This window comes from Flavobacterium salmonis, assembly GCF_903819435.1.
Classification (GTDB): domain Bacteria; phylum Bacteroidota; class Bacteroidia; order Flavobacteriales; family Flavobacteriaceae; genus Flavobacterium; species Flavobacterium chungangense.
Window position 1 is genome coordinate 361,455 of the sequence record NZ_CAIJDP010000060.1, and the last position, 25,251, is coordinate 386,705.

The 25,251-nt window shown below is 34.3% G+C and carries 20 protein-coding genes; 8 read left to right on the forward strand and 12 right to left on the reverse strand.

Annotation, left to right across the window (positions count from 1 at the left end; genetic code table 11):
* Positions 1-114: 114 nt before the first annotated feature.
* A complete protein-coding gene (locus FLACHUCJ7_RS06335) occupies positions 115-3,633 on the reverse strand; it encodes a nitrate reductase (RefSeq protein ID WP_180908322.1) in 3,519 nt (1,172 codons plus the stop codon).
* Between the two features lie 291 nt (positions 3,634-3,924).
* On the opposite strand from FLACHUCJ7_RS06335, the gene FLACHUCJ7_RS06340 reads away from it, so the two are divergent.
* The 6 genes from FLACHUCJ7_RS06340 (at position 3,925) to FLACHUCJ7_RS06365 (ending at position 10,317) form a co-directional block, all read left to right on the forward strand.
* A complete protein-coding gene (locus FLACHUCJ7_RS06340; protein WP_180908323.1) occupies positions 3,925-4,629 on the forward strand; it encodes a Crp/Fnr family transcriptional regulator in 705 nt (234 codons plus the stop codon).
* A gap of 386 nt (positions 4,630-5,015) precedes the next feature.
* Positions 5,016-6,467 (forward strand): alginate export family protein, encoded by a 1,452-nt coding sequence (locus tag FLACHUCJ7_RS06345; protein WP_180908324.1) that lies wholly within the window; start codon positions 5,016-5,018, stop codon positions 6,465-6,467.
* A gap of 31 nt (positions 6,468-6,498) precedes the next feature.
* The gene (locus FLACHUCJ7_RS06350) at positions 6,499-7,710 is read left to right on the forward strand and encodes a CmpA/NrtA family ABC transporter substrate-binding protein (RefSeq protein WP_180908325.1); all 1,212 of its coding nucleotides are present in this window, start codon (positions 6,499-6,501) and stop codon (positions 7,708-7,710) included.
* Between the two features lie 176 nt (positions 7,711-7,886).
* A complete protein-coding gene (gene ntrB, locus FLACHUCJ7_RS06355; RefSeq protein WP_180908326.1) occupies positions 7,887-8,774 on the forward strand; it encodes a nitrate ABC transporter permease in 888 nt (295 codons plus the stop codon).
* 78 nt (positions 8,775-8,852) lie between these two features.
* Positions 8,853-9,659: an ABC transporter ATP-binding protein gene (locus FLACHUCJ7_RS06360; protein WP_180908327.1), complete on the forward strand. Its 807-nt coding sequence runs from the start codon at positions 8,853-8,855 to the stop codon at positions 9,657-9,659.
* A gap of 106 nt (positions 9,660-9,765) precedes the next feature.
* Positions 9,766-10,317: a chlorite dismutase family protein gene (locus FLACHUCJ7_RS06365; protein ID WP_180908328.1), complete on the forward strand. Its 552-nt coding sequence runs from the start codon at positions 9,766-9,768 to the stop codon at positions 10,315-10,317.
* A gap of 28 nt (positions 10,318-10,345) precedes the next feature.
* Here FLACHUCJ7_RS06365 and FLACHUCJ7_RS06370 read toward each other — a convergent pair whose 3' ends face one another.
* Together FLACHUCJ7_RS06370 and FLACHUCJ7_RS06375 are read right to left on the reverse strand one after the other, a co-directional pair.
* Positions 10,346-10,861 (reverse strand): hypothetical protein, encoded by a 516-nt coding sequence (locus tag FLACHUCJ7_RS06370; RefSeq protein WP_180908329.1) that lies wholly within the window; start codon positions 10,859-10,861, stop codon positions 10,346-10,348.
* 33 nt (positions 10,862-10,894) lie between these two features.
* Positions 10,895-11,518, reverse strand: coding sequence for a class I SAM-dependent methyltransferase (locus FLACHUCJ7_RS06375; RefSeq protein WP_180908330.1), 624 nt, complete (start codon positions 11,516-11,518; stop codon positions 10,895-10,897).
* Between the two features lie 253 nt (positions 11,519-11,771).
* Here FLACHUCJ7_RS06375 and FLACHUCJ7_RS06380 point away from each other — a divergent pair, with 253 nt between their 5' ends.
* Positions 11,772-12,179 (forward strand): helix-turn-helix domain-containing protein, encoded by a 408-nt coding sequence (locus FLACHUCJ7_RS06380; RefSeq protein WP_180908331.1) that lies wholly within the window; start codon positions 11,772-11,774, stop codon positions 12,177-12,179.
* Between the two features lie 304 nt (positions 12,180-12,483).
* Here the strand turns inward: FLACHUCJ7_RS06380 and FLACHUCJ7_RS06385 are convergent, their stop codons facing one another.
* The 8 genes from FLACHUCJ7_RS06385 to nirB form a co-directional block, all read right to left on the reverse strand.
* Positions 12,484-12,849, reverse strand: coding sequence for a hypothetical protein (locus FLACHUCJ7_RS06385; RefSeq protein WP_180908332.1), 366 nt, complete (start codon positions 12,847-12,849; stop codon positions 12,484-12,486).
* 188 nt (positions 12,850-13,037) lie between these two features.
* Positions 13,038-14,426: a CmpA/NrtA family ABC transporter substrate-binding protein gene (locus FLACHUCJ7_RS06390; protein WP_078227333.1), complete on the reverse strand. Its 1,389-nt coding sequence runs from the start codon at positions 14,424-14,426 to the stop codon at positions 13,038-13,040.
* Positions 14,427-14,694: 268 nt separating this feature from the next.
* The gene (locus tag FLACHUCJ7_RS06395; protein WP_180908333.1) at positions 14,695-16,173 is read right to left on the reverse strand and encodes an MFS transporter; all 1,479 of its coding nucleotides are present in this window, start codon (positions 16,171-16,173) and stop codon (positions 14,695-14,697) included.
* A gap of 100 nt (positions 16,174-16,273) precedes the next feature.
* Entirely contained in the window at positions 16,274-16,933 is a 660-nt protein-coding gene (locus tag FLACHUCJ7_RS06400; protein ID WP_078227331.1) for a response regulator transcription factor, read from the reverse strand.
* A gap of 300 nt (positions 16,934-17,233) precedes the next feature.
* A complete protein-coding gene (locus FLACHUCJ7_RS06405) occupies positions 17,234-19,054 on the reverse strand; it encodes a PAS domain-containing sensor histidine kinase (protein WP_180908334.1) in 1,821 nt (606 codons plus the stop codon).
* Between the two features lie 64 nt (positions 19,055-19,118).
* On the reverse strand, positions 19,119-19,703 hold the full coding sequence (locus FLACHUCJ7_RS06410) for a DUF4202 domain-containing protein (RefSeq protein WP_180908335.1): 585 nt from the start codon (positions 19,701-19,703) through the stop codon (positions 19,119-19,121).
* A 33-nt stretch (positions 19,704-19,736) separates the two neighbouring features.
* Positions 19,737-20,117: a nitrite reductase small subunit NirD gene (gene nirD, locus FLACHUCJ7_RS06415; protein WP_031454507.1), complete on the reverse strand. Its 381-nt coding sequence runs from the start codon at positions 20,115-20,117 to the stop codon at positions 19,737-19,739.
* Positions 20,118-20,379: 262 nt separating this feature from the next.
* A complete protein-coding gene (nirB, locus tag FLACHUCJ7_RS06420; protein WP_180908336.1) occupies positions 20,380-22,890 on the reverse strand; it encodes a nitrite reductase large subunit NirB in 2,511 nt (836 codons plus the stop codon).
* Between the two features lie 272 nt (positions 22,891-23,162).
* Here nirB and FLACHUCJ7_RS06425 point away from each other — a divergent pair, with 272 nt between their 5' ends.
* Positions 23,163-23,939, forward strand: a complete 777-nt coding sequence (locus FLACHUCJ7_RS06425) for an META domain-containing protein (protein ID WP_180908337.1) — start codon at positions 23,163-23,165, stop codon at positions 23,937-23,939.
* 67 nt (positions 23,940-24,006) lie between these two features.
* Here FLACHUCJ7_RS06425 and FLACHUCJ7_RS06430 read toward each other — a convergent pair whose 3' ends face one another.
* A complete protein-coding gene (locus FLACHUCJ7_RS06430; RefSeq protein WP_078227326.1) occupies positions 24,007-25,140 on the reverse strand; it encodes a DegT/DnrJ/EryC1/StrS family aminotransferase in 1,134 nt (377 codons plus the stop codon).
* Between the last annotated feature and the right edge of the window lie 111 nt (positions 25,141-25,251).

Below are 25,251 nucleotides of genomic sequence, written 5' to 3' on the forward strand. Positions count from 1 at the left end.
AGTTTGCTTCGCCAGTCGGCTTCAAGCCTCGAGTCAAGTTTCAGGTTTCAGGTTTTCTTAGATCGCGTTTCTAGCTTGAAACTAAAAAAATCTGAAACCTGAAACTAAAAAACACTATATTTTACATTTTGCTAAAATTTCTTTGACTTCGGTTTTACAGCTTCCACAGCCTAATCCGGCACCTGTATTTTTACATAAATCCGTAAAATTATTCACACCGCTTTTAATGGTTTCTTCAATGTTACCTGCTCCAACCTGACTGCAGGAACAAACTAATTTTCCCAATACCGGCTTGGCATTTGAACTTCCTCTAAGCAATGAGTTTCGTTTTTCTGACAATTCAATTTTGCTTTCGATCATCGTTTTAAACTCGGCAAACTCATTTTTGTCACCCATCAAAATGGCGCCGACCAATAAATCATTTTTGACTATACATTTTTTGTAATAGCGTTGTTTCAAATCGGCAAAAATTATTTCTTCATATGAATCATCGTTTTCCGGAATTTCAACATCACCAATACTGCATAGATTAATGTCTTCCAGTTTCAGGATGTTCATTAAAACAGAACCTTTGTAGTAACTGCTGATATCTCCGGCCAAAAAGTTAGCCAGAATATCCGCTTGTTCTTCTGCTGCTGATGTGATTCCGAATAACTGATTGTTGAATTCGGCTATTTCTCCAATAGCATAAATGTCCGGATTTGACGATTGTAAATACTGATTTACCTTTACTCCACGACCACAGGCAAGTCCCGTTTCTCTCGCAATTTCGATATTGGGAATAGTGCCAATGGTATATACAATAGCATTTGCGGTAATGATACGTCCACTTTTCAGGGCTATTTCAAGTTCGTTATCGTTGTCCGTTTCAAAAACAGTACTGACTTCATTATCAAAATAAATCTGAATATCACGAAGCTGCACTTCTTCGGCCAATAATTTGCTTGAAACACGATCCAACTGACGTTCCATTAAACGTGAAGCCCTTTGGATTATGGTAATTTTTACTTTTTTATGTTTTAAGGCCGCTGCTAATTCTAATCCTAACAGACCTCCACCCACGATCACTACATGTTGTTCTTCCGGAGGCAAATTGGTGTCATCAAGGTGTTTTTTTAAACGATCAGCATCTTCTTTTCGTCTCACGGTAAAACGTCCCGGCAAATGTAATTGTGCGTTTTCAGGCACAAACGGACGGCTTCCGGTAGCTAAAATCAAAGAATCAAAAGTATGTGTATCGCCTAAAGTGTCTATAATTGTTTTTTCGGCAGCATTTATTTTACCAACAGCAACACCAGCATTCATGGTAATTTTCAATTTATTTAATGCTTCACCGTCCTTCACCTTTAATAATTGTTGCCAGGAAAATTCGCCTGTCATGTATTCCGGGAGCAATACACGATTGTAAAACGGATTTATTTCATTTGAAAAAACTACAATTTCATCAGTAGAATTGAATTCACGATAATTTTGAATGAAACGGAAAGCCGCAGCTCCCGCACCCACAATTGCAATTTTCTGAAAAGGTTTTACATACTTGGTAATTGAAACTGTGGTATATTTAAAATCAGGCTCTTTTGAAATTGGATCAACTAAAGTATTGGTCAAATTATTGGTTCTGTTCAAATCATTTTCAAGCTGTTTTCCCCAGTGCATGGGCAGAAAAACCACTTTTTCCTTGATTGAATCCGTAACTTTTGCTTTTACACGAACGTCTCCGTTCTTGCTGGTTACAATTACGATATCGCCATCTTTAATATCTGCTTTAAAAGCATCAATCGGATTAATTTCTAGAACCGGACTTGGTGTATGCGTCATCAATCGCGATACTTTTCCGGTTTTTGTCATCGTATGCCATTGGTCACGAACCCTTCCTGTAGTCAAAATAAATGGAAATTGAGGAGATGGCTGTTCCGATGTATTTTCAATAGACGTTGGTAAATTAAAAATCGCTTTTTGTGATGGGGTATAGAATTTTTTATCCGTAAAAAGACGAGGCGTTCCAGGATGCCCATAATCCGGAACCGGCCACTGAAAAGTACCTTCGGTTTTTAATCGGTTATAATTTAAGAATGAAATATCAATATTAGTGTTTTTGGTCAGTGCACAATGCTCTTTGTAAATCTCTTCGGCACTATTAAAATTGAAACCGTTAAAATTCATTTTTTGAGCAAAACGAATCAGGATTTCAATATCCGGAAGTGCTTCTCCGGGAGCATTTATTCCTTTTGGCAAATACGAAATGCGACGTTCAGAGTTGGTCATCGTGCCATCTTTTTCCAGCCATCCTGCTGCGGGTAATAATAAATCGGCATATTTAGCCGTATCTGCATTATGCGAAATATCCTGAACGACAACAAATTTAGCATTTTGCAAAGCTTTTTCGATTCGACGGGAATCAGGTAAACTTACCAACGGATTGGTGCAAATGATCCAAACGGCCTTCATTTTTCCAGATTCCAAAGCCTCGAACATTTCGGTAGCAGTCAAACCCGGTTTTTCTGAAATTGCATCAACTCCCCAAAAATCTGCTACCTCTTTTCGATGTTCCGGATTGGCTAAATCTTTATGAGCGGCTAATAAATTGGCCATTCCGCCTACTTCCCGACCACCCATTGCATTAGGCTGCCCTGTTAGTGAAAAAGGGCCTGAACCCGGCTTTCCAACTTGTCCTGTTAATAAAGACAAATTCAATAAAGCGGTATTTTTATCTACTCCAACTGCACTTTGATTAAGTCCCATAGCCCACAAGGAGATAAATCCTTTTGCTTTTCCAATGGTATCAGCGGCCAGTTTAATGTCGTTAACTGAAATTCCGCATAATTTTGAAGCTTTTTCAAGTGAAGTGTTTAAAACTAAATCTTTATATTCTTTAAAATTTTCCGCATGATTTTTTACGAAGTCATGATCTACATATCCTTTTTCGATGATTCGTTTTGCCATGGCATGATATAAAATAATATCAGAACCCGGAATGATCTGTAAATGCAAATCGGCGAAAGCAGCTGTATCGGTTCTTCTCGGATCAACAACAATAATTTTTATTTTCGGATTATTTTCTTTGTGTTTTTCTAATCTTCTGAATAAAATAGGATGGCACCAGGCAGGATTTGCTCCTGTGATTAAAAAGGTATCAGCCAATTCAATATCGTCATAAGCAATTGGAACAGAATCTTCTCCAAATGTTTTTTTATACCCAACTACCGCAGAACTCATACAAAGCCTGGAATTGGTATCTATATTATTGGTTTTTAAAAAACCTTTTACTAATTTATTTACTAAATAATATTCTTCGGTTAAACACTGGCCTGAAATATAGAAACCAACACTATCAGATCCGTGTTTTTTTATGATAGAAGAAAAAACAGCTGCTGCACGATCAATAGCGGTATCCCAGCTTACACGCTCTAATGGATACGATTTGCTTCCGCGCATTTGTGGATACAAAATCCTGTCTGAAATATCATTTACCACATAATGCAAATTCATTCCTTTAGAACACAACATCCCCTTGTTTACAGGATGATCTTTGTCTCCTTCAACCATTACACCATTTTTGGGATCATTTGTAACGATTATTCCGCAGCCAACACCACAGTAGGAACAGGTAGTTTTGATTTTTGTGTTTTGCATTCTGGTTGTTTTTAAATACTATAATTATGATCTTTTAATAAGGCTCTAGATAAAGCACTTATTTAAATCTACACAAAAATAAGTATTTTTACGTATAAATACGTATTTTGTCAATTTATTTTTCTATTTTTGAATCAAAATAAATAAGGAATAGAATCGTACAGTGCTAAAGTAACTAGTGAATAGTTATTAGTGATTAATCTGAAGACATAAGATTAACATGAATAAGAAGCTAATCACTCTTCACTAATTACTATGGACTAATAGCTAATCAAATAAAAAAGGAATCCCATGAAAGAAGAATTGGCCATTTGTTATACCTGTACAAACGAGAACTGTTTTATAAAAAAACACCTGCACTTAGAGCAAATGAAGCAGTATGTTGCCAAAAAACACAGCTTCGTATGCAAAAAATCGCATCAGTTTATTATTGAAGGCGCTCCTATTCATGGACTTTATTTTATCTGTAAGGGAAAAGTAAAAACAGTCAAAACCGGCATTAACGGACGTGAGCAGATTGTTCGCTTAACCAAAAACGGAGATACAATCGGATTTCGTGGTTTTGGTACCAGCAAGCGTTATTTAATTGGCGCATACGCTCTGGAAGATACTGTTTTATGCAATTTCAGTAATGAAACGATGATGGAAATACTTCAAAATGTTCCTGAATTTACGTATGCCCTAATGTTATTTTATGCTGATGAATTAAACAAAAGTGAAAACAACATTCGAAAAATTGCACACATGAATGTTCGGGAACGCATAATTGATTTACTCTTATATATCCATCGTAAGTTTGGTCAAACCAATGGTTTAATAGAAATTGAACTTTCCCGAAAAGAAATCGCTGACTTCGCCGGAACTACTGAAGAACAGGCAATTCGCATACTCTCAAGTCTTAAAAAAGAAGCGCTTATAAAAACAGTTGGCAAAAGAATTGGCTTATTGGCGCTTCCAAAACTGCAGTCTGAAATAATGGAACATAAATATTTCTAATTAAGATCTAAGTAGTTTCTTTTTTTCAAAACATTTCTTCTTCATAAATCTCCTTTTTGAGTAGTTTCAACTATCACTTAGAAACTATTCTACGTATGTTTCTAAGGTTTTTTGCTTTTATTCTCAAAAAACACTTAGAAAAAGGTTCATTTTTTATCCAAATAAACCTTAATTTTTTTAAAACATTAGTCAAAACCTCAAAACACACCATCCGTAAAGCCTTGTTATGACTTAGTTATTTTAAATTTTCTGCGATAACACAGTAAATAAATTGATTTTAAAACGCTTTTTTTAGCTGAAAAAAAATGTTTTGATATGGCAAAAGGACACTACTTAAGTATTAGTACGTATGTAAGTTTGCTTCATACTAATCAAAACAAATAACCATGTCTACATTAACAAATCTGATATTAAAGAATCAAAACCAAAAAAAAGAAAGCCTTTTTAATACAAAACTTTCAAAAACAATTTTACTCGGAGTTGCTATTACTTGTTTAGGGAAATTTGAAGCGAAAGCACAATTTACACTTACAGGTCAGTTAAGAGACCGTGTTGAAATGCGTGCCGGACAAGGAACACTTCAGCAAAAAGGAGATAAAGCAGCCTTATTTACAAGCCAAAGAACAAGATTATCTGCAGGATATACAGGATATCGTTTTAAAATTTACACTTCATTACAGGATGTTCGTGTTTGGGGGCAGGATGCTTCTTCTATCAACAGAACAACTACTGAGGCCAATAACGGAATTTTATTGCACGAAGCCTGGGCAGAAATTTCTTTAGTAGATACCTTAAGTACTATTCAGAATTTCTCGGTAAAGGCAGGACGTCAGGAAATCTCTTATGATGATCAGAAAGTTTTAGGAAGCTTAGACTGGCTGCAGCAAGGAAGACGCCACGATGCAATCGTTTTTAAATATGCAAACAAAGGCTGGATTGCAGATGTTGGGGCAGCTTTCAATCAAAATAAAGAAAATAATACCGGAACAATTTATAACGGAACCAATTCAGCTTATGGTGCAGGAACAAACGGAATTGGAACGATGTACAAATCATTTCAATATGCCTATATAGGTAAGAAATTCTTCTTTGGTGATTTGTCTTTTCTATTCTTTAAAGATGACTTTAATAAATATACCAACGTAACAGCCGGAACACCTCCTGTAACTACAAAGGTAAACGGTGAAGGCGTTTGGAGCAGAAACACAACCGGAATTTACTATAACGTAAATGCAACCCGAAAATTAAATTTCATGGGAAGCTTCTATCATCAGGGCGGTCATGACAAGGACGGAAGGTCTTTAAGTGCCAACATGGCTTCTATCACATCAACGTATCAGGTTGGAAGAAAATTATTCATAGGGCCCGGAGTTGATTATTTATCTGGTGATGACGGAACAAAAACCGTAACTACTACTTCTGATAATAATCGTTTTGATCCACTATACGGAACGCCTCATAAATTCTGGGGAAGTATGGATTATTTTTATGCAGCCAATGGATTCGGAAAACAAGGTTTATTAAATTATTTCTTCAAAATAAAATACAATGCCAAAGACAATCTAAGCTTCAATTTAGATGTACACGGTTTTGAATCGGCAAACAAAATAACTAATGGCGCAGGCGGTAAATTAAACTCTTATTTAGGTACCGAAGTTGATTTAACGGTAAGATACAATCTAACCAAAATTATCAATTTTGAAGCGGGTTACTCTATCATGAAAGCAACAAATTCATTGGCTTCTGCACCTGTTAAAAATGTCGCCAATGCAGATTTAACACCACAATTTGCTTATGTAATGCTAAATATCAAACCAAATTTCCTTGCAAAGAAATAATTGAATAAAATAACTTTTAAAACTATTTAAAATGAAAAAAGGACTCATAAATACAAAAATGCTATTGACTTTATTATTAGTTATTATAGCTTTCTTCACAGAAATATCAGCTCAGAATGACCCTGTAAAACTAGGATTTATTCCACTAACAGACTGCTCGCCAATTGTTATGGCAAAAGAATTGGGGTTGTTTAAAAAATACGGCGTTGAAGTGGTAGTGACCAAAGAATCTTCATGGGCAAATGTTCGTGATAAAATTTTAACCGGAGAATTAGACGGAGCGCACTGTCTGTATTCAATGCCATTTTCGGTTTACACAGGGGTAGGAGGAAAAGCAGGTTCTGAAATGAAAATCGCCATGATGCTAAACGTAAATGGTCAGGCGATTACACTTTCAAAAGATTTTTGCGGAAAAGTTGGTTTCAAGCAAATGAATAAAGTAGCGCCGGTTGTAGCAGCAAAATTAAAAGCTGAGAGAGAAGTGACTTTCGCCATGACTTTTCCGGGAGGAACGCACGATTTATGGTTGCGTAACTGGATGGCAATTGCAGGTGTAAATCAAAAAACATCAAAAATCATTACGATTCCGCCTCCACAAATGGTTGCAAACATGAAAGTAGGAAACATGGATGGTTTTTGTGTTGGAGAACCTTGGGGAGGAGTTGCAGTAAAACAAGGAATTGGTTTTACACAAGTTGCATCTCAGGACATCTGGAAAGACCATCCTGAAAAAGCTTTGGTAGTAAACAAAGAATTTAGCGAAAAACGCAGAACAGATTTGGTTAAAGTAATGAAAGCTGTTTTAGAAGCCTGCATCTGGTTAGACAATCCTGCCAATCGCAAAAAAGCGGCTGCTGTAATTGGAAAGGCACCTTATGTAAACGCTCCTGCAGACGTGATCGAAAACAGATTAATGGGTAATTATGATTTAGGTTGTAATCAGGGTACTCAGGTTTACTCTAAAGATTATATGCTGTTTTACAAAGGCGGAATGGTAAATTATCCTCGTAAATCACATGCAATCTGGGCAATGGCACAATATGTACGTTTTGGGATGTTAAAAGAAGCACCAAATTACAAAGCTATTGCAGACAAACTGATTTTACAGGATTTATACGAAGAAGTTGCCAAAAGCATGAAAGTAAAAGTACCAAATGATGATATGAAACCTTTCTCTTTAACGATGGACAAAACGGTTTTTGACCCTTCAAATCCTGCAGCTTACCTAAAAGCAGTTAAATAATAAAGTTCTTTTTATTCCCGTACATAAGTTTGTTTCTTGCCACAGATTTAATGTCTTTAAAACATTATCCTTTAAGCCTACTTAAAGTTTTAATCTGTTAGAATCATTTTAGCTGTGGCAAAATTTACTTACTCGGGAATTCATAAATCTAATTTCTAAATTTAAATTACAATATCATGTCTGATAAAGATACCTTAACACTAAGTGCTGTTTCCGGTCAAGCCGAAGTTTTGACACCAGGCACTTCAAATGATTCCGTAAAAAATGACAAAATAAAATTGATTATCAGTCAATTTGCAGAAAAATTAAAATCGACTGTATTCGCAGGAATCGGAGTTCTTGTTTTTATAGGCTTTTGGAGCTTACTCAGCATTTATACCAAAGATGCCCTTCCTGGACCTTTAGCAACTTTTACCGTTTTAAAAGAAATGCTAAGCGATCCGTTTTATGATTACGGACCAAACGACAAAGGAATCGGGTTACAATTATTCAATTCAATCAAAACTGTTTTAACCGGATTTTTGCTGGGATCTTTAATAGCAATTCCAATTGGAATTCTGATGGGAGCCAGTACTATTTGCAAACAAATTTTATACCCGATAGTACAGCTTTTAAAACCGGTTTCACCATTGGCTTGGTTTCCAATTGGGCTTGTTGTTTTTAAAGATACCGGAATGGCGACTATTTTTATTGTTTTCATTACCTCATTATGGTCAACTTTAATCAACACTTCTTTTGGAGTAGCTTCGATTCCTCAGGATCATAAAAATGTAGCAAAAGCTTTTGGGTTTTCAAAAATGCGTTATTTAACCAAAATTTTAATTCCATACAGTTTGCCTCACATCATCACCGGATTGCGTTTAAGTATTAGTGTGGCCTGGCTGGTAATCGTAGCCGGAGAAATGCTTTCGGGAGGTGCCGGAATTGGATTTTTTGTATGGGACAGCTGGAATGCCCTAAGTTTAGAAAAAGTAATCTCAGCCATTATAATCATCGGAATCGTAGGGCTTCTTTTCGATAAGTTATTCACTTTTATTGAAAGTAAAGTGGCTTATAAAGCCTAGAAAAGGTTCTGAGTTTAAAAGGTTGCAGATCTCAAATCTTTCAATCATTAAATTTTTCAATCATTAAATAAAAACATCATGAGTTATTTAGAAATAAAAAATTTAGAAATATCATTCCCAACACCAAAAGGAAAATACATTGCAGTTCGGGATATTAATTTGTCTATTCAAAAGGGAGAAATAATCTCCATTATCGGACATTCAGGATGTGGAAAATCAACTATAATGAATGCCATTGGAGGAATGTTAACTCCAACGGGAGGTTCTGTTGAATTGGCTAACAAAAAAATAAAAGGACCAGGACCGGATCGCGGAATCGTTTTTCAGAACTATTCGCTTTTACCTTGGTTAACTGTCGAAGAAAATATTTTTCAGGCTGTTGATTCGGTTATGAGTATTTCTAAAAAAGAAAAACACGAAATCGTAATTGAGAACCTTAAAATGGTGAATCTTTTTGAGCACAAAGACAAATTACCAGGACAGCTTTCAGGCGGAATGAAGCAGCGTGTTGCTATTGCAAGAGCCTTCGCTATAAATCCGGGCGTATTGCTTTTGGACGAACCATTTGGTGCTTTGGATGCTTTAACAAAAGGTTCGATGCAGCTTGAAGTATTAAAGTTATGGAACTTAAACAATCGCGAAAAAACCATCGTTATGATTACACATGATATCGAAGAAGCATTGTTTTTATCAGATAGAATTGTGGTTTTAAATAACGGACCAGCCTCGACTATCCGCGAAATTGTCGAAGTACATCTGCCAAGACCAAGAAATAAAATTGAAATTGTAAAAACCCCTGAATATATCGATTTAAGAGATCGTTTATTGCACTTGTTAACAGATAAATTCTCTATTGAAGATATGGGAATGGTATATAAAAGCTAGTTCTCACTTATTTCTCAATAACATATCCTTGTAATAAATGGCATTACAAGGATTCTTTGATTAAAAAAGAAGCCAGGAAATATTTCAATAACTCAATCCCGAAACTATGACAAGTACTATTTTTGATTTCGTTGGAGACAATTCCGGCGAATGGCAAGTTACTTCAATGACAGCCTACAAAGGCAATCCTATCGAATCTGTTTCACATTTGACTAAAGTTCCTTTAGGAGATTTGAGTCAATCTGAAAAAGGAATCTGGTCTTTTAAAGGAATTATCAGCAATTTGCGTTACACTGAAAAAGAAGAAAAAGACAAATTAACTGCAATTCAGGAAGACCTTGGGAGAAAAAATGCTACCCTCGCAGCCTTTATTCCGATTCGAAAATCAGAAACCTGGTGGAATCTGGCGCAAGACGAACGCAGAAAAATAATGGAGAGTAAATCGAAGCATACCCAAACCGGAATGAAATACCTGCCTGCTATTGCCCGAAAATTATTCCACTCGAGAGATATTGGTGAGGCATTTGATTTTTTAACCTGGTTTGAATATGCTCCAGCTGATGCAGAAGCTTTTGAGGAACTTTTAGACACTTTAAGAAAAACAGAAGAATGGACCTATGTTAATCGTGAAATTGACATTCGATTAAAGAAAGTTTAGTAGAGACGCAAAATTGTGCCTCTATTTGCTATTTTAATTTTTTCCCATTATCATAGAAATTTGTTATCATTCCATTTTTATCCGATAAACATAATTCCTTTCCATTTTTCTTTCCGCCTTTGTACTCACAACTATAAACTAATTTATTTTCAGAATAGAATTCTTCTAATGTTTTATCTCCATTTTCATCAAAATAAATAGTCGAATCTATATTTCCATCAAAATCTAAACGATTTTCTTTTTTCTTTTTAAAGAATGCATTTTCGTAATAATACGTTTTTCTACTTGGAATTCCTTTCATGCTTTTATTATAGTAAGTGGTAAAAAGTACGATAATACCATCTTTATACTCTTCCTTTGCTAATAATACGTTATTAGTCCATCTATGTATTTCTACAGAACCTGTAAAAATCGAATCATCAGCCGTTTTATAAACAAGATTTTCTTTAACATAAATATCTTTAGGATTAAGTGCCGTAGTATCCTGCGAAAAACTTTGAAGACTAAAAAACAATAAAAAAAAGAATACTATTTTATGATTCATAAATTAATTTATATTAAGTGTTTAGCGCCTAATTTATTTTTTTCTCCCAACAAAACGAATCACAGAACCTTTTCCGTTATGAAACAAACCTTCGCTTAATTCAATTTCTTTTTCCTCTAATTCGATGATTTCATAATCAGAAAAATCGGACTGGATTTCTTCAATTGAGAATAAGGATTCAATATCTTTTGGACCGCCTACTTTATGATCCTTCGCCAGATATTCAAGATGTTTTTTGCTGAAGGCTTCAAAAATTATAATTCCGCCTTTGCGTAAATACTGCTGTAGTGTTTTATGAATAGCCGATTTTATTTCTGCGGGAAAATGTGCATAAATCAGAGCAATTGCATCAAATTGTTCTGTTTGATAATCAAGAGATTCTAATTCACCAACCTGATAACCAATCGTTACATTATTAGCTTCAGCCAGTTTAATTGCCTTGTTTTTTCCCTCGGCACTAATATCAAAAGCATCAGCCTTCCAGCCTATTCTGGCTGCAAAAACAGCATTTCGTCCTTCTCCTTCTGCCGGAAAAAGGATAGTTCCTGGATTTAATTTTTCCAGTTGTTCTTTTAGGTAATTATTAGGTTCCTCGCCATACGCAAATTCTTCTTTGCTGTAGCGGTCATCCCATCTTTGGGCCCAGGGGGTTGTCATGTTATTGCGTTTATTTTTATCATGCACTACTCGTTTTAGTGTTATGGCAATAAAAGTTTTGGGAGCGTTTTCATAAAATCGTATTTTTACTATTTCACAGCTAAGTTATAATTTTAAAAGTATAATCTATACGAAATGCGGATATAATATCTGACACAAAAGATGTTTTATCCGATATTTTTTTATCTTTGAGACTAAGACTTTTTAATCTAAATGGCTTTATCTTTGAGCCATTAGAAAATTGATACTCGTTATGGAACAGAAAATACATCAGGGAAGAAACGTAAAACGTTTTAGAGAAATGCTCGGCATCAAACAAGAGGCTTTGGCTTATGCTCTGGGAGATGACTGGAACCAGAAGAAAATTTCTATCCTGGAGCAGAAAGATGTTATTGAAGATGGTCTTCTTAAACAAATCTCGAATTCTTTGAAAATTCCTGTTGAAGCTTTTCAGAATTTTGATGAGGAGCAGGCTGTAAACATTATTGCTAACACTTTTCATGAAGGAGCAGTTGCTAACAATTCTGGATATATCAATTGCACTTTTAATCCGATTGATAAAATTGTGGAAATACATGAAGAGAAGCTAGCTTTATACGAGCGTATGCTGAAAGAAAAAGATGAAATGATGACAAGGCTTGAAAAGCTAATCAGTAAATAACCCCGTTGTTTTTTAAGTATTCTTTACTAACATTATTCATATCTGTGAAATACTGAGTTGCTTACTTACAACAGTTAACCATTTTTATAAAGTATATAAAATAAGTTGATACAATAAAAAAACCTCGCAAATTGCGAGGTTTTACTTTTATATACTTTATAGAGCCCCTATGTCCGCACGGAAAAAATTTCCGCGTAATCGTTGAGCATAACTGCGCGATCGGGTTGCCATATTGCAATTTCAAACTATTGGGTTTCCATTAGATAAATAGTCGACAGTTAGATAAAATATCGTTTGTCCAATCTTAACCAATAAGTTTTGTCATACCACTATTTACATCTATTTCTGCAAAATTATGTTTTCCCATAACGATAAGCAGTTTGTCTGTATTATATCCTATATATCTTATTTGAGGCTCTCCCACTTTTGGTTCTCCACAAACAGAAATTACATTGGTTTGCCATTTCAATTTGCTTCTTTTGTAGGCAGATATTGTTTGCAGGTCATTTTCAACATAATAAATAATGTTGTTTTTTTTAATTCCTCTTTTTTGTGTTTTTGCAAAATTTATTTCTGAATTTTTTGAAATTAAAGCATCATTTAATTTTTCAGCAATACCCGTTTGAGTTACAAAAAAGGTTAACATAGATAATTTTAGAAATGGTTTCATCAGGATAGAATTTGGGGTTCATAATCGGCTCAAATATAACTAATTAAAGCATATAATATGCTTTTAGTAAGTCAAAAAAAATACCCTTTTTCTGAAACAGAAAAAAGGGTAAAATATGTAAGTAAATTTCGGATAAAAACGATTTGTTTTTAGCTAAAATTCTTATATTCAGTGATAACCATAGGTAACTAATCCTTTATTCCAATTTTAAAACCTTTAATATATTCAACAGGTTTTTTTCCATCATACAGCATATTGTCAATAAATTCTGTAGTTGCAGGCTTATAGCCATCAGTTACAGGAATTTCTGCTTTTGTTAAAAATCCTTCTTCTAATAATAATTTGGCAGCAGTGTTCCAAATTTCGGGTTTATAGACCTCTTTGATTTTAGTATGATACCATTCATTTGTTTTGGGTTCTGCAATTTGTCCCCAGCGCTTCATTTGAGTCAAAAACCAAATCCCATCAGAATAATAAGGATAAGTGGCATTGTATCTAAAAAAAACATTGAAATCAGGTATAGATCTAACATCCCCTTTTTCGAATTCAAATGTTCCCAACATCGAATTATCGATTACTCTTTTTTCTCCGTCTACATAAGCCGATTTTGACAGAATACGGGTTGCTTCTTTTCTGTTCACAGGGTCATCCAGCCATTTTCCTGCTTTAATCAATGCTTTTGTAATTGCAATTGTAGTATTTGGGTATTTTTCGACAAATTCCTTCGTCATCACAAATACTTTTTCAGGATGGTTTTTCCAGATTTCCCTGCTTGTAACAACCGGCACCCCAATTCCCTGATCAACAGCCTGCTGATTCCATGGCTCTCCTACGCAATAGGCGTTTATAGTCCCTGCCAGTAATGTTTCCGGCATTTGTGGCGGTGCTGTTATATTCAACAGTACATCTCCGCCTGTCGTTCCTTTACTTCCCTGAATATTATTGTTACTATAAAATCCCGGATTAATTCCTGCGGCAGCAAGCCAATAGCGCAATTGATAGTTATGATTCGAATAAGCAGATACAACTCCAATCACAAAAGGTTTGTTTAGTTTTTTATAAAGGTTTAAAGCCGGCATAAGCGCACTTGCAGGTATTGGATGTACCGGTTTGCCATATTCCTGCGGAATACTATCCACAATTTTTGACCATACATCTTTTGAAACCGTAATAGCATTTCCGTTCAAATCCATAGAAAATGTTGTAACAAGAGCTCCTTGTCGTCCACAGCCAACTGCAGCAGCTATGGGTTGTCCGGCCAGCATCTGTGCACCATCAATTTGCTGATCTAATACTTTATCTAAAATATCTCTCCAGTTGGCCTGTACTTCCAGCTTTACATTTAAGCCTTCAGCTTCAAAAAAACCTAAATGTTTTGCAATTGCCAAAGGAGCCATATCGGTAAGTTTAATAAATCCTATTGTTACATTTGGCTTCTCAAGAACAAGTTTTTTTGTTGTTGGAGGATCGGTTAATAGAAATTTAAAAGATGTACTATTTGTATTTTTGCCTTTAAAACTAAAAACAATAAAGAGTACAATAATAAGCGTAGACAATCTGAGTAATGTAGGTTTCATACTGGCTGATTTTTGGTTAAAAAATAAATTGGCATTTACTCTAAAAAAAGAGTACTGAATTATTTCCTCAAAGAAATAATTAGCAGAAAAACGACATCAATCGTTTAGGAGATAATTTTATAAAAAAAGAGTTTTTGAAATTAATCAAAAACTCTTTTTTTAAGATTCCTTTTACAGTGGTTATAAAAAGGAGAAAAAAATAGAACACTTTTGGCTTCAGCCTAATTCAAATAACTAAATAACTAAGAATTAAAAAAAATATAAAAGTTTACTGTCTATCGATTACTTTTGACAAAACAGGTTGTTTTTCGTTCATTATTTTGGTAATTGTATAATGCATCCAAATCAAACAAATAACAGAAAGAAGAAGAATAAAAATCCAGGAGCTTGACCAGATTCCAGTTGCGGTTAATAAGTATCCAAAAATAATTGGACCAAAGAACCCTCCTAAACCACCAATCATACCTACCATACCGCCAACAACTCCAACTTCTGTCGGAAAATATTCAGGAATGTGCTTGTAAACTGCTGCTTTCCCTATTCCCCATGAAATTCCAATTAAAATTACCAATACCAAGAAAACCCACATATTGGCATCAAACTTAATTACAGTAATTCCTTTTGCAAGTAATTCTTTTTTCTTTACGGTTTGATTTTGTTCTACAACTACCTGCTGCCATGATGTACTGGTTGGAAAAATAGCACTTTCATCTGTGATTTCCTTTTTCTGAGCTACAGCAAAATCTGTTTCCCCAATTTTAATATTTTGATCAGAAACTGAAGTAATTATTCCTTTTTTAGTCGCCAAAACTCCAGGACCCGTTGTCGTAATTTCCATTTTTGGAACCATTAACAAAGCACTCAAAATAACAGAAGAACTCAACACCCAGTACATTACTTTTCGGGCTCCGTACTTATCTGACAAGTAACCTCCAAAAGCCCGGATGACACCGGATGGCAAGCTAAACATTGTAGCAAATAATCCACCCATTACCAGACTCGTTTGGTAAACGTTCATGAAATTTGGTAACAACCATTGGGAATATGCAACAAAACATCCGAAAACTAAAAAGTAATACGCTCCAAAACGCCATACACGGGCAGACTTTAAAGAGCCCAACATTTGTGAAACACTTTTTGTATTGTTTTCTATTTTTTTGTTTTCTGCGAATAACAAAAAGGCAACACCAATTACAACTAATGCAACTGCATAAATAACAGGAAGAATTTTCCAGCCGTTTTGTGGATCCTCTATAGAAAAATGATTTAATAGCGAAGGAGCTAAAAAAGTAGTAATTGCAGCTCCGGCATTCCCCATTCCGAAGATTCCTAAAGCGCGTCCCTGCCATTCTTTTGGATACCAAATTGAGGTGTATCCAACCCCTATTGCAAAACTTGTTCCTACCATTCCGAACAAAAAGCTTAATATAGCAAACATTAAAAAGCTGCTAACAAAAGGCAATAAAAATAAAGGAATAGAACACAGTAATAATAATAATGAAAATACATATTTTCCACCAAATTTATCCGTAAGAATACCCATTGGCAAACGCATCACAGAACCGGTTAATATCGGAATTCCAAGCAACCAGCCTACCTGAACAACGCTCCAGTTAAAGATTCCGTTATCTACTAAAAAAGTTACTAAAACTCCATTTAAGGTCCAACATGCAAAACACACTGTAAATGCCAATGTGTTTAAAAATAAAATTTTGTGTGATTGCGATAATGAATTTGTATTTGTCATGGTACTTATATTTTTTTTGGTAAAAATAAGTACTAAAACGTAGTTAAAAACTGCGAAAACGCAGTTTTTGAAAAATATTTACGTAATTATACGTAGTTTTTTATAATAATGAATATTCAGCAGCTTTATTAGAAAGTTCCATTAGGTTTTTTACTTTTAATTTTTTCATCAAATTAAAACGATGTACCTCTGCAGTACGTTTGCTTATATCTAAAGCTTCAGCAATTTCTTTATTGCCTTTTCCGGATAATAAAAGTGTCAAAATTTCTTTTTCTCTCTTTGTGATCATCATTTCTTCTCCAAAATTTTGTTTTGGCTCTGCAGAAAGTGATGAAGTTGTTAACTGACTTATTAAAATAGAAGAAATATCACCGCTAAAATATTTACCTCCATTGGCCACGGTATGTAAGGCTTTCAAAAATTCGTCTTTACTGGAACCTTTTAACAAATACCCGTCAGCTCCTGCTTTTATAGACTTTAATACATACTCCTCCGATTCGTGCATCGAAAGCATGATAATTTTTACGTTGTTACTATCGCTTCTAAGTTTTTCTACTACTTCGATACCGGTCAGGTTAGGCATGCGAATATCTACTATAAGTAAGTCCGGCTTATGGGCATCAACAACATCAAGTGCATCGGCACCATCAATTGCTTCACCTACAACCTCTATGTTTGCTTCATTTTCAAGTAAAGATTTAATTCCATCTCTTACAAAAACATGATCGTCTGCTAATACAACACGAATAATATCACTCATATTCTACTTAATTTTGATTCTGAACTTTTACGTATATTCATCTATAACGAACCGCTAAGATACGTAATTTTTAAATTAAGAAATTAGTTAATGTGAAAATGTATCAATTAGGTAATTAGATAATTTCATAGTGAATCAAATTTTGGTGTTCTTGAATTGTAAAATAAAAAACAGTCTAAACTTTATTATGATTTAAGAAACATACTTTTAATTGAAAATGAAAAAGTTACGCTATTAATTATATAAAATATCTATTATCACATTTTTCCAATTATCTAATTGGCGCATTTCTCTAATTGACTAATTATCTATTTTCGAAATCGGGATATTAAAAGTAATTCTAGTTCCTTCTCCCAGAATAGAGTTAATAAATACACGACCGTTGATGTATTGAATTCTTTCATTCATAAACAATAGCCCCATTCCGGACTCACTGTTTCGTTTTTTATCAACGCTTGTCTTATCAAACCCTTTTCCGTTGTCATCAATTATAATACTTAATAAAGTTTCACTGTGAGACATCTGCACAATAATATGGGTTGACTCCGCATATTTTATAGCATTATTAATGGCTTCCTGAGTCAGACGATAAATATTTATTTCAATTAAAGAATCCAGTCGCTGGTCAAAATCGGTTTTATTGTAAAACAGTATTTCTTTTCCTGTCAATTTAGAAAGCTCCTGAGTCAATTTTGCAATTGACGAAACGATTCCGTGGTCACTTAATTCGGGTGGCATCAAATTAAAAGTCGCCGTTCGAACGCCTTTAATAATATCGAGTGATAATTTTTTCAGGTATTCTATTTTCTGTGCCGATTTCTCTTTGTCATCCAGATTAATACTCTCCAGACTAAATTTCAATCCGGTTAACATCTGCCCTATTCCGTCATGAATTTCTTTGGCAATACGATTTTGCTCATTTTCCTGATTTTCAACAATTTTACTCGAAATAATCTTTTGCTGATTGATTTTTTCGGTACTGTTTTCAATGTTCAGACGTTCAACTTCGCGTTGTGCTTTTTTACGTTCAGTAATATTAAAACAGACAATTAAAAGTTCCAGTTCGTCCTTTTTAATCATTACAGGCACCATTGATAAATCCAGCCAGATTGTCTGATCTTCTCTGTTATGAATTTTAATCTCGCCCTGCCAGCCACTTCGCTGCTTCTCAAAAATAATACGGTCTATATTAAGCTGTTCCTTTTCATCAATCGTTAAGATCTGTGAAAAAGTTTTATTCGACGAAAATTTGGTATAATTTAAAAGTTTTGCGAATTTTTCACCTACGTGAATGATAGAGCCATCGGGTGCAATTCGGCAATAAAGCAAGGTATTTTCCATCGCATAATTCAGCGATTTCAACTCTTTTACAGAGTTTTCCTTGATTTCACTAATGATTTCGGTATCGTAGGCAAGTTTTAAAGCTTTCTTTTGAGAAGATAAAAGCTTAGCAATAAGCTTTTCAATTTTTTTGTTGGTAGGTCTAAAGATAAAAAAGAATTCGAGAATCAGTACCAACAATGTAAATCCGAAAATCCAATATTCAGTTTTGCGCTGTTCAGTGACTTTCTGATGTGCTTCAATATCATACTGGCTAACTATTTCATTCATTTTCGAAAGAAAAATACTTTCATTTTTCAGAATAATAGCTACCAGTTTTTGATTGGCTTCAAGATTGTTTTTTTGTTCTAAATTAAGAAGAAACAATTCTGTTGTTTCAACAACAGCTGTAAAATTAGGTTTTATTTGAAAGTATAATTCATTTAGCTTCTCGCTTTTTTCTTTTGGAAAAGCAAGACTGTCACTTCCATTTTCTAAAGCATCCTGATTAATTTTCCAAAGTGACAATAAATTTCGAAGATGGGCAATTTCCTTTTTTGGAGAAGCATCAGAAACAAAATTTAAAATTAAAACTTCCTTGGTAATTCTTTGACTCAACATCCTTTGTTTACCGGAAATATTGATAATTTTAGAATCGCTAAGCTGCTGTTTTAAGTTATATTGAATTAAAAGCTGACTTAAAATAATGGTTATGGCAATAGTCCAGAGTGCAAAAAAATACAAACGTCGTAAGTTTTTGAATGTAATTTTCTCTGCAACTTCCTGATTGCCTTTTTTCATTCGAAGATAATATTTGTTTTTAGCGGAAAATGGAATTCACTTTCGCTTATTTCATAAAATCAGATTATAATCCCAAAGATGCTTTTATCAAATTTAAGTTTTCTTCTGAGTATTTGATTTTTAAGGCTTCCTGATGTCCTTTTTCAGACATTTTATCCCAGGTTTTTTTAATGATGTTTTTAAGTTTTTCATCATCATGCTTTTCAACAAACGGCTCTAAGTAATAATCTAAGAATACCAGACAAATTACATCTTCCAGCAATTGGGTTTCGGCATCTTTTTTAAGTAATTTTTTTTCAATTAAAAAAGAAACACGGTCAATAAAGGCTTGCTCATACCCGGATCTTTCGAGAATTTCGGCAGTAGTTTTTGCGTGGAATTTTTTTAAATCTTCTCTCCATCTTAAGTATCCCACACGATCCATTGGGTAAGACTCGCGTGCCACTTTCCATCTGCAGATATGCTGTGCTTTTGAAGCAATCTGAACCTCTTCTGATGCCTCAGAACAAAACTGCATCAGTTTTTCATACATCCTGTTTGAGTATAAAAGCTCTTTTGGATATTCAGTATTTTGATCAATTTCAATATTCGGATCCTGAGCATTTTCAGCATCAATCCATTCACTTGCTTTCTGAAAAGGTGTATTCATTTTTTTTGAAAATATATTTTCAAATATACGTAATTAATCTAAAAAGCCAATGAACACTTCGTCTTCAACAATTTTAACCGGATATGTTGCAATTTTCAAATCATCATCTCCATTTAGATTAGAACCATCCACTAATGAAAAAGTTTTTTTATGCATTGGGCAGGCAATTTTAGGAATATCATTTGCAGAACCTGTCATTCCTCTTGACAAAACCATTTCCATTTTGTGCGGACAGGCATTTTGGCAAGCGTACCATTCGTTACGTCGTGCAAAATTAAAAACGGCAATTTGTTTATTTTTGTATTTGATGCAACCGCCACGGTTAGTTGGAAAATCACTCACATTACCGGCTTTGAACCATATTTTGGCATCACTTGGATGCACAGTTTCGTATTGGTTTAAAATTTCTTCCATTTTGGTTGTATTTATAAATCTGTGTTCTTATCCCTCCCTTTACAATCAAGAGAGTTTGATGGCGCAGTAAAAAAGAGGGTAAGAGGACAGCAATCGTTAATTATATTTTTTAAACTTTATTAAACACATAGGAACATAGACTTTAATTATCGGAAAAGGAACTCCAAAAGAAACTCGTTTCTCACACATAGCTATTTGTATGATAATAACAATATCTTTTTGAGTTTATAAAATCTATGTTGCTATGTGCTAAACATTAAATTTATGACCAGGCTTTTGGCATTTTTTGATCTCTTAAAGGAACGAAAGCAATATTATCATCCTTTTCATCTGAGTTTACAAAGTGACTGAAGCGTTTCAATAATCTTGGCTTTTCAAGAGCTTGTTTCCACTCACATTCGAAAGTGTTAACCAAAGTCTGCATTTCAGCTTCTAAAGTTTCACACAACCCTAAACTATCTTCAATGATTACTTCTTTCAAATAATCTAAACCTCCATCCAGTTTTTCAAGCCAGGTTGATGTTCTGATTAGCGGACCTGCAGTTCTGATGTAATACATTAAAAAGCGATCCATATATTTAATGACAGTTTCTTTATCAATTTGTTCAGCCAATAAAACAGCATGTTTTGGATTAGCCCCACCGTTTCCGCAGATGTATAAATTCCAGCCGCCTTCTACAGCGATTAAACCAAAATCTTTTCCTCTTGCCTCGGCACATTCACGAATACAAGCCGAAACACCTCCTTTTAATTTATGTGGAGAACGAATTCCTTTATATCTGTTTTCCAGTTCGATTGCAAATCCGGCACTGTCATCCATTCCGTAACGGCACCAGGCGTTTCCGACACAGCTTTTTACAGCTCTAAGTGATTTTCCGTAAGCATGGCCACTTTCAAACCCATTATCAATTAATACTTTCCAGATTTTAGGAAGATCATCTAAATGTGCTCCAAATAAGTCAACACGCTGTGCTCCTGTAATTTTTGTATATAAATCAAATTGTTTAGCAACTTGCCCAATTACGATTAATTTCTCGGCAGTTATTTCTCCACCGGCAACTCTTGGAACCACAGAATAGGTTCCGTTTCTTTGAATATTTGCCAAAAACCTATCATTTGTATCCTGAGTCGTAAGGTGTTTATTAGCCGTATCATTATAAATACTGGAGAAAATTGAGGCAATTACAGGTTTACAAACCTCACATCCATCACCTGTTCCATGATGATCAAGAACGTCATAAAAATTCTCGTACTTATTAATTTTTACTAAATCAAATAATTCCTGACGTGTATGTTGAAAGTGTTCACAAATAACATCTTTTACCTCTTTACCCATCGATTTCTGAGCTGCTTTTACTAAGTCAGAAACCATTGGCTTACAACCACCACAACCAGAAGTCGCTTTGGTCAATTTTACAACATCTGAAAAACTGGAACAGGTTTCATCTAAAATAGAACAGCAGATGGTACCTTTGGTCACATTTTCACAAGAACAAATTACAGCAGTATCAGGCAAATCCATTACTCCCATTGCTGAACCTTCTGAACCGTCTCTTGACCCTAAAATAAGATCTTCCGGATTTTTAGGCAACGCCATTGCATTGCTGTAAATCTGAAAAAGTGAATTATAATCACTTGAATCTCCCACTAAAATTCCACCCAATAAGGTTTTAGAATCTTTAGTAACATTTATTCTTTTATAAACTCCTGATAATTTATTTTCATAAATAATCGCAGTAACTTCATCATTTTCGATAAAAGGATCACCAAAACTCGCAACTTCAACACCAATTAATTTTAATTGAGTAGACATATCAATGGTTTCTCTCATGGTTTTAGAACCATTTAAGATTTGTTCTGCAGCAACATCGGCCATTTCGTAACCCGGAGCAACCAGTCCGTAAATCATTTGATTGTATAAAGCTGCTTCACCAATTGCATAAATAGAAGGATCTGATGTTTGCATCTGATTGTTAACCACAACTCCTCCACGCAAACCAACTTCAAGTCCCGAAACTCTAGCCAGTTCATCACGCGGTTTAATTCCGGCAGATATAACCAACATGTCAACTTTTAACAATTCATCATCGGCAAACATCATTCCCGTTATACATTCTTTCCCGTCAATATATTGTGTTGCTTTATTAAGATGTATCCCAATATTGAGCTCCTCGATTTTAGACTGCAACATATCACTTGCCCCTTTATCCAGCTGTCTTGGCATCAGGCGCGGAGCAAATTCTACAACATGTGGATTCAATCCTAAATCACGAACCGCTTTTGCAGCTTCAAGACCTAACAAACCTCCGCCTAATACAGCCGCTTCAGTAGCGCCTTTTTGTTTTATTTTTTTGGCATACGCCATAATTGCATCTAAATCCTCAATAGTACGATATACAAAAACACCTTCTTTTTCTACTCCGTCAATTGGCGGTACAAAAGCAGAAGATCCTGTTGCAAGCACTAAGTAGTCATACTTATGCGTTTTTTCTAAATGTGTATGAATCGTTTTTTCTTCTCTGTTGATATCAGTAATTAACTCCGAAGTATTTAAAGTAATATTATTATCTGCATACCAATTACTTGTTGATAATGACAAGTCATCTGCTGTTTTGCCTCCAAAGTATTCACTTAAGTGAACACGATCATAAGCGCGTCTTGGCTCTTCTCCAAATACGGTAATCTGATAATTCTCCTGCCCCGGTTTTGCTATAAATTTTTCACAGAATTTATACCCAACCATCCCGTTTCCAACTACTATTACTTTAATCATGATTTCTTTAATTAAGTATTACTACGCAAATATAAGTATTTATACTTATATTAAATACTTATATACGTAAATTTTTTATTAAATAGAACTCTTCTAAATACGTAGTTTACCTCATTACCTATAAGTACTAAGGAATTACGATTTATACATATTTTCATAAATTATTTTATCTGTACTATTTTACTTAAATTTAAAAACAAACTAACATATTACTTATCAAAGATTTGCACACAAAAAGCCTTTTCTAAACTTTACAACCTAAATTACTTTATATGAAAAAGTACTTAATTTTATTTATCACATTCTCTCTTGTATATAGTTGCAAATCCGTTAATTCAAAAAACACAAATTCGAATAATTCCTCAGAAAACACCTCCGAAGAAGATAGTACTAGCTATTTTAAGGCAACCGGAAACGAGCCTTTCTGGGGATTAAAAATTGGAAAGAAAAAAATTGTTTTTACATCATTAATACAAGGAAAAGAAAATCTAAGTTTCTCATCTACTAAACCAATCAGAGGAATGGGTGCGAATATAAAATCATACAAAGCCAGCAATGCAAACTCAAGTATTACAATTTCAATTCAGCACACAGACTGCCAGAATTCAATGTCAGGAGCAATTTCTCCTTATAAAGTTTCTATTGAAATTAAGAATAACACTGAGGCCAATTATCAAAAAATAGAAGGCTGCGGAAAATACATTACCGATTACCGCTTGCACGACATCTGGGTTTTAGAAGAATTAAACGGATACAAAGTCTTTGTGGCAGATTTTCAAAAAGAATTACACAGAATAGAAATTCATGCTGAAGAGAACAGATTTATGGGCTTTGGAGGCTGTAATTCAATTACCGGAAGCTTATTTTTCGAAAATGATTTACTTAGATTCAGCAATATAACTTCTACTTTAATGGCTTGCTCCGAAAATAACAAAGAAGATAAATTCGTAAAAGCACTTCAAAACAGCACTACTTATTCAATTAAAAACAACCGATTAACCCTTTCCAACCCATCAGGAAAACTTTTAGTTTTTAGGAAAGTAGATTAATTTCAAACAAAAACCCAAATCATCAAGACTGACAATTTGGGTTTCATTTGATTGTTAAATCTTAAAATTATTTGTTCAAAAATTCTAAAACTGAATCTGTAATAAATTTAATTTGCTCATCATCAAGTTCAGTGTGCATTGGCAACGCAATTACTTCTTTCACTAATTGATTTGTTACCATAAATTGTTCTTCTTTATATCGAGAACTAGTATAAGCTTTCTGGCTGTGCAATGGAATTGGATAATAAATCGCACATGGAATTCCTTTATCCTGCAAATGCGCTAATAACCCATCTCGTTTTCCATTTAGAATTCTTATCACATACTGATGAAAAACGTGGCAATCACAGCTTTCACAAATCGTTGGCGACCAAATATCTGAACTTACACTTAGAGCCAAACTATACTTTCTTGCTGCGTCTTGTCGTGCTTTATTGTATGCATCTAAATTGGGTAATTTAGCCTTCAAGACACCTGCCTGTATGCTATCTAAACGTGAGTTTACGCCTACTACATCATGATGATATCTTTCATACATACCATGATTTACGATACCTCGCAAGATGTGCGCCAATTTATCATCATTAGTAAAAATTGCACCTCCATCTCCATAACAACCTAAGTTTTTAGAAGGGAAAAAAGAAGTTGCGCCCACATGTCCAATTGTTCCTAATTTCTTTTTTGAACCATCTTTAGACTTGTAATCTGCACCAATTGCTTGAGCATTATCTTCAATAACATACAAATTATATTCAGCTGCTATCTCCATAATCGCATCCATATTGGCCGCACGGCCAAATAAATGCACAGGAACAATCGCCTTGGTTTTTGGTGTAATCGCTTTTCTAATTCCGTCAAGCGAAATATTCATATTATTCATATCAACATCAACCAAAACCGGAGTCAATTGCAGTAAAGCAATAACCTCAACAGTTGCAGCAAAAGTAAAATCTGCCGTGATTACCTCATCGCCTGGCTTTAAATCTAACCCCATCATAGCAATTTGCAATGCATCGGTTCCATTGGCACATGGAATTACATGTTTTACTCCCAGATAATCTTCAAGATTTTTTTGAAACTCATGAACCAATGGTCCATTTATATAAGTATTTGTATCTAAAACTTCCTGAATAGAAGCATCAACAGTAGTTTTTATTTTCTCGTATTGACCCTTTAAGTCAACCATTTGAATTTTTTTCATTTATCTTTCTTATTTAAATCTGAAGATTCGGATTTGCATCAAAATCTTTAAAACGAAAAGCAAAAATAGTTATTTAATACCTTCAAACAATGAAAAATAATCGAAAGAAAC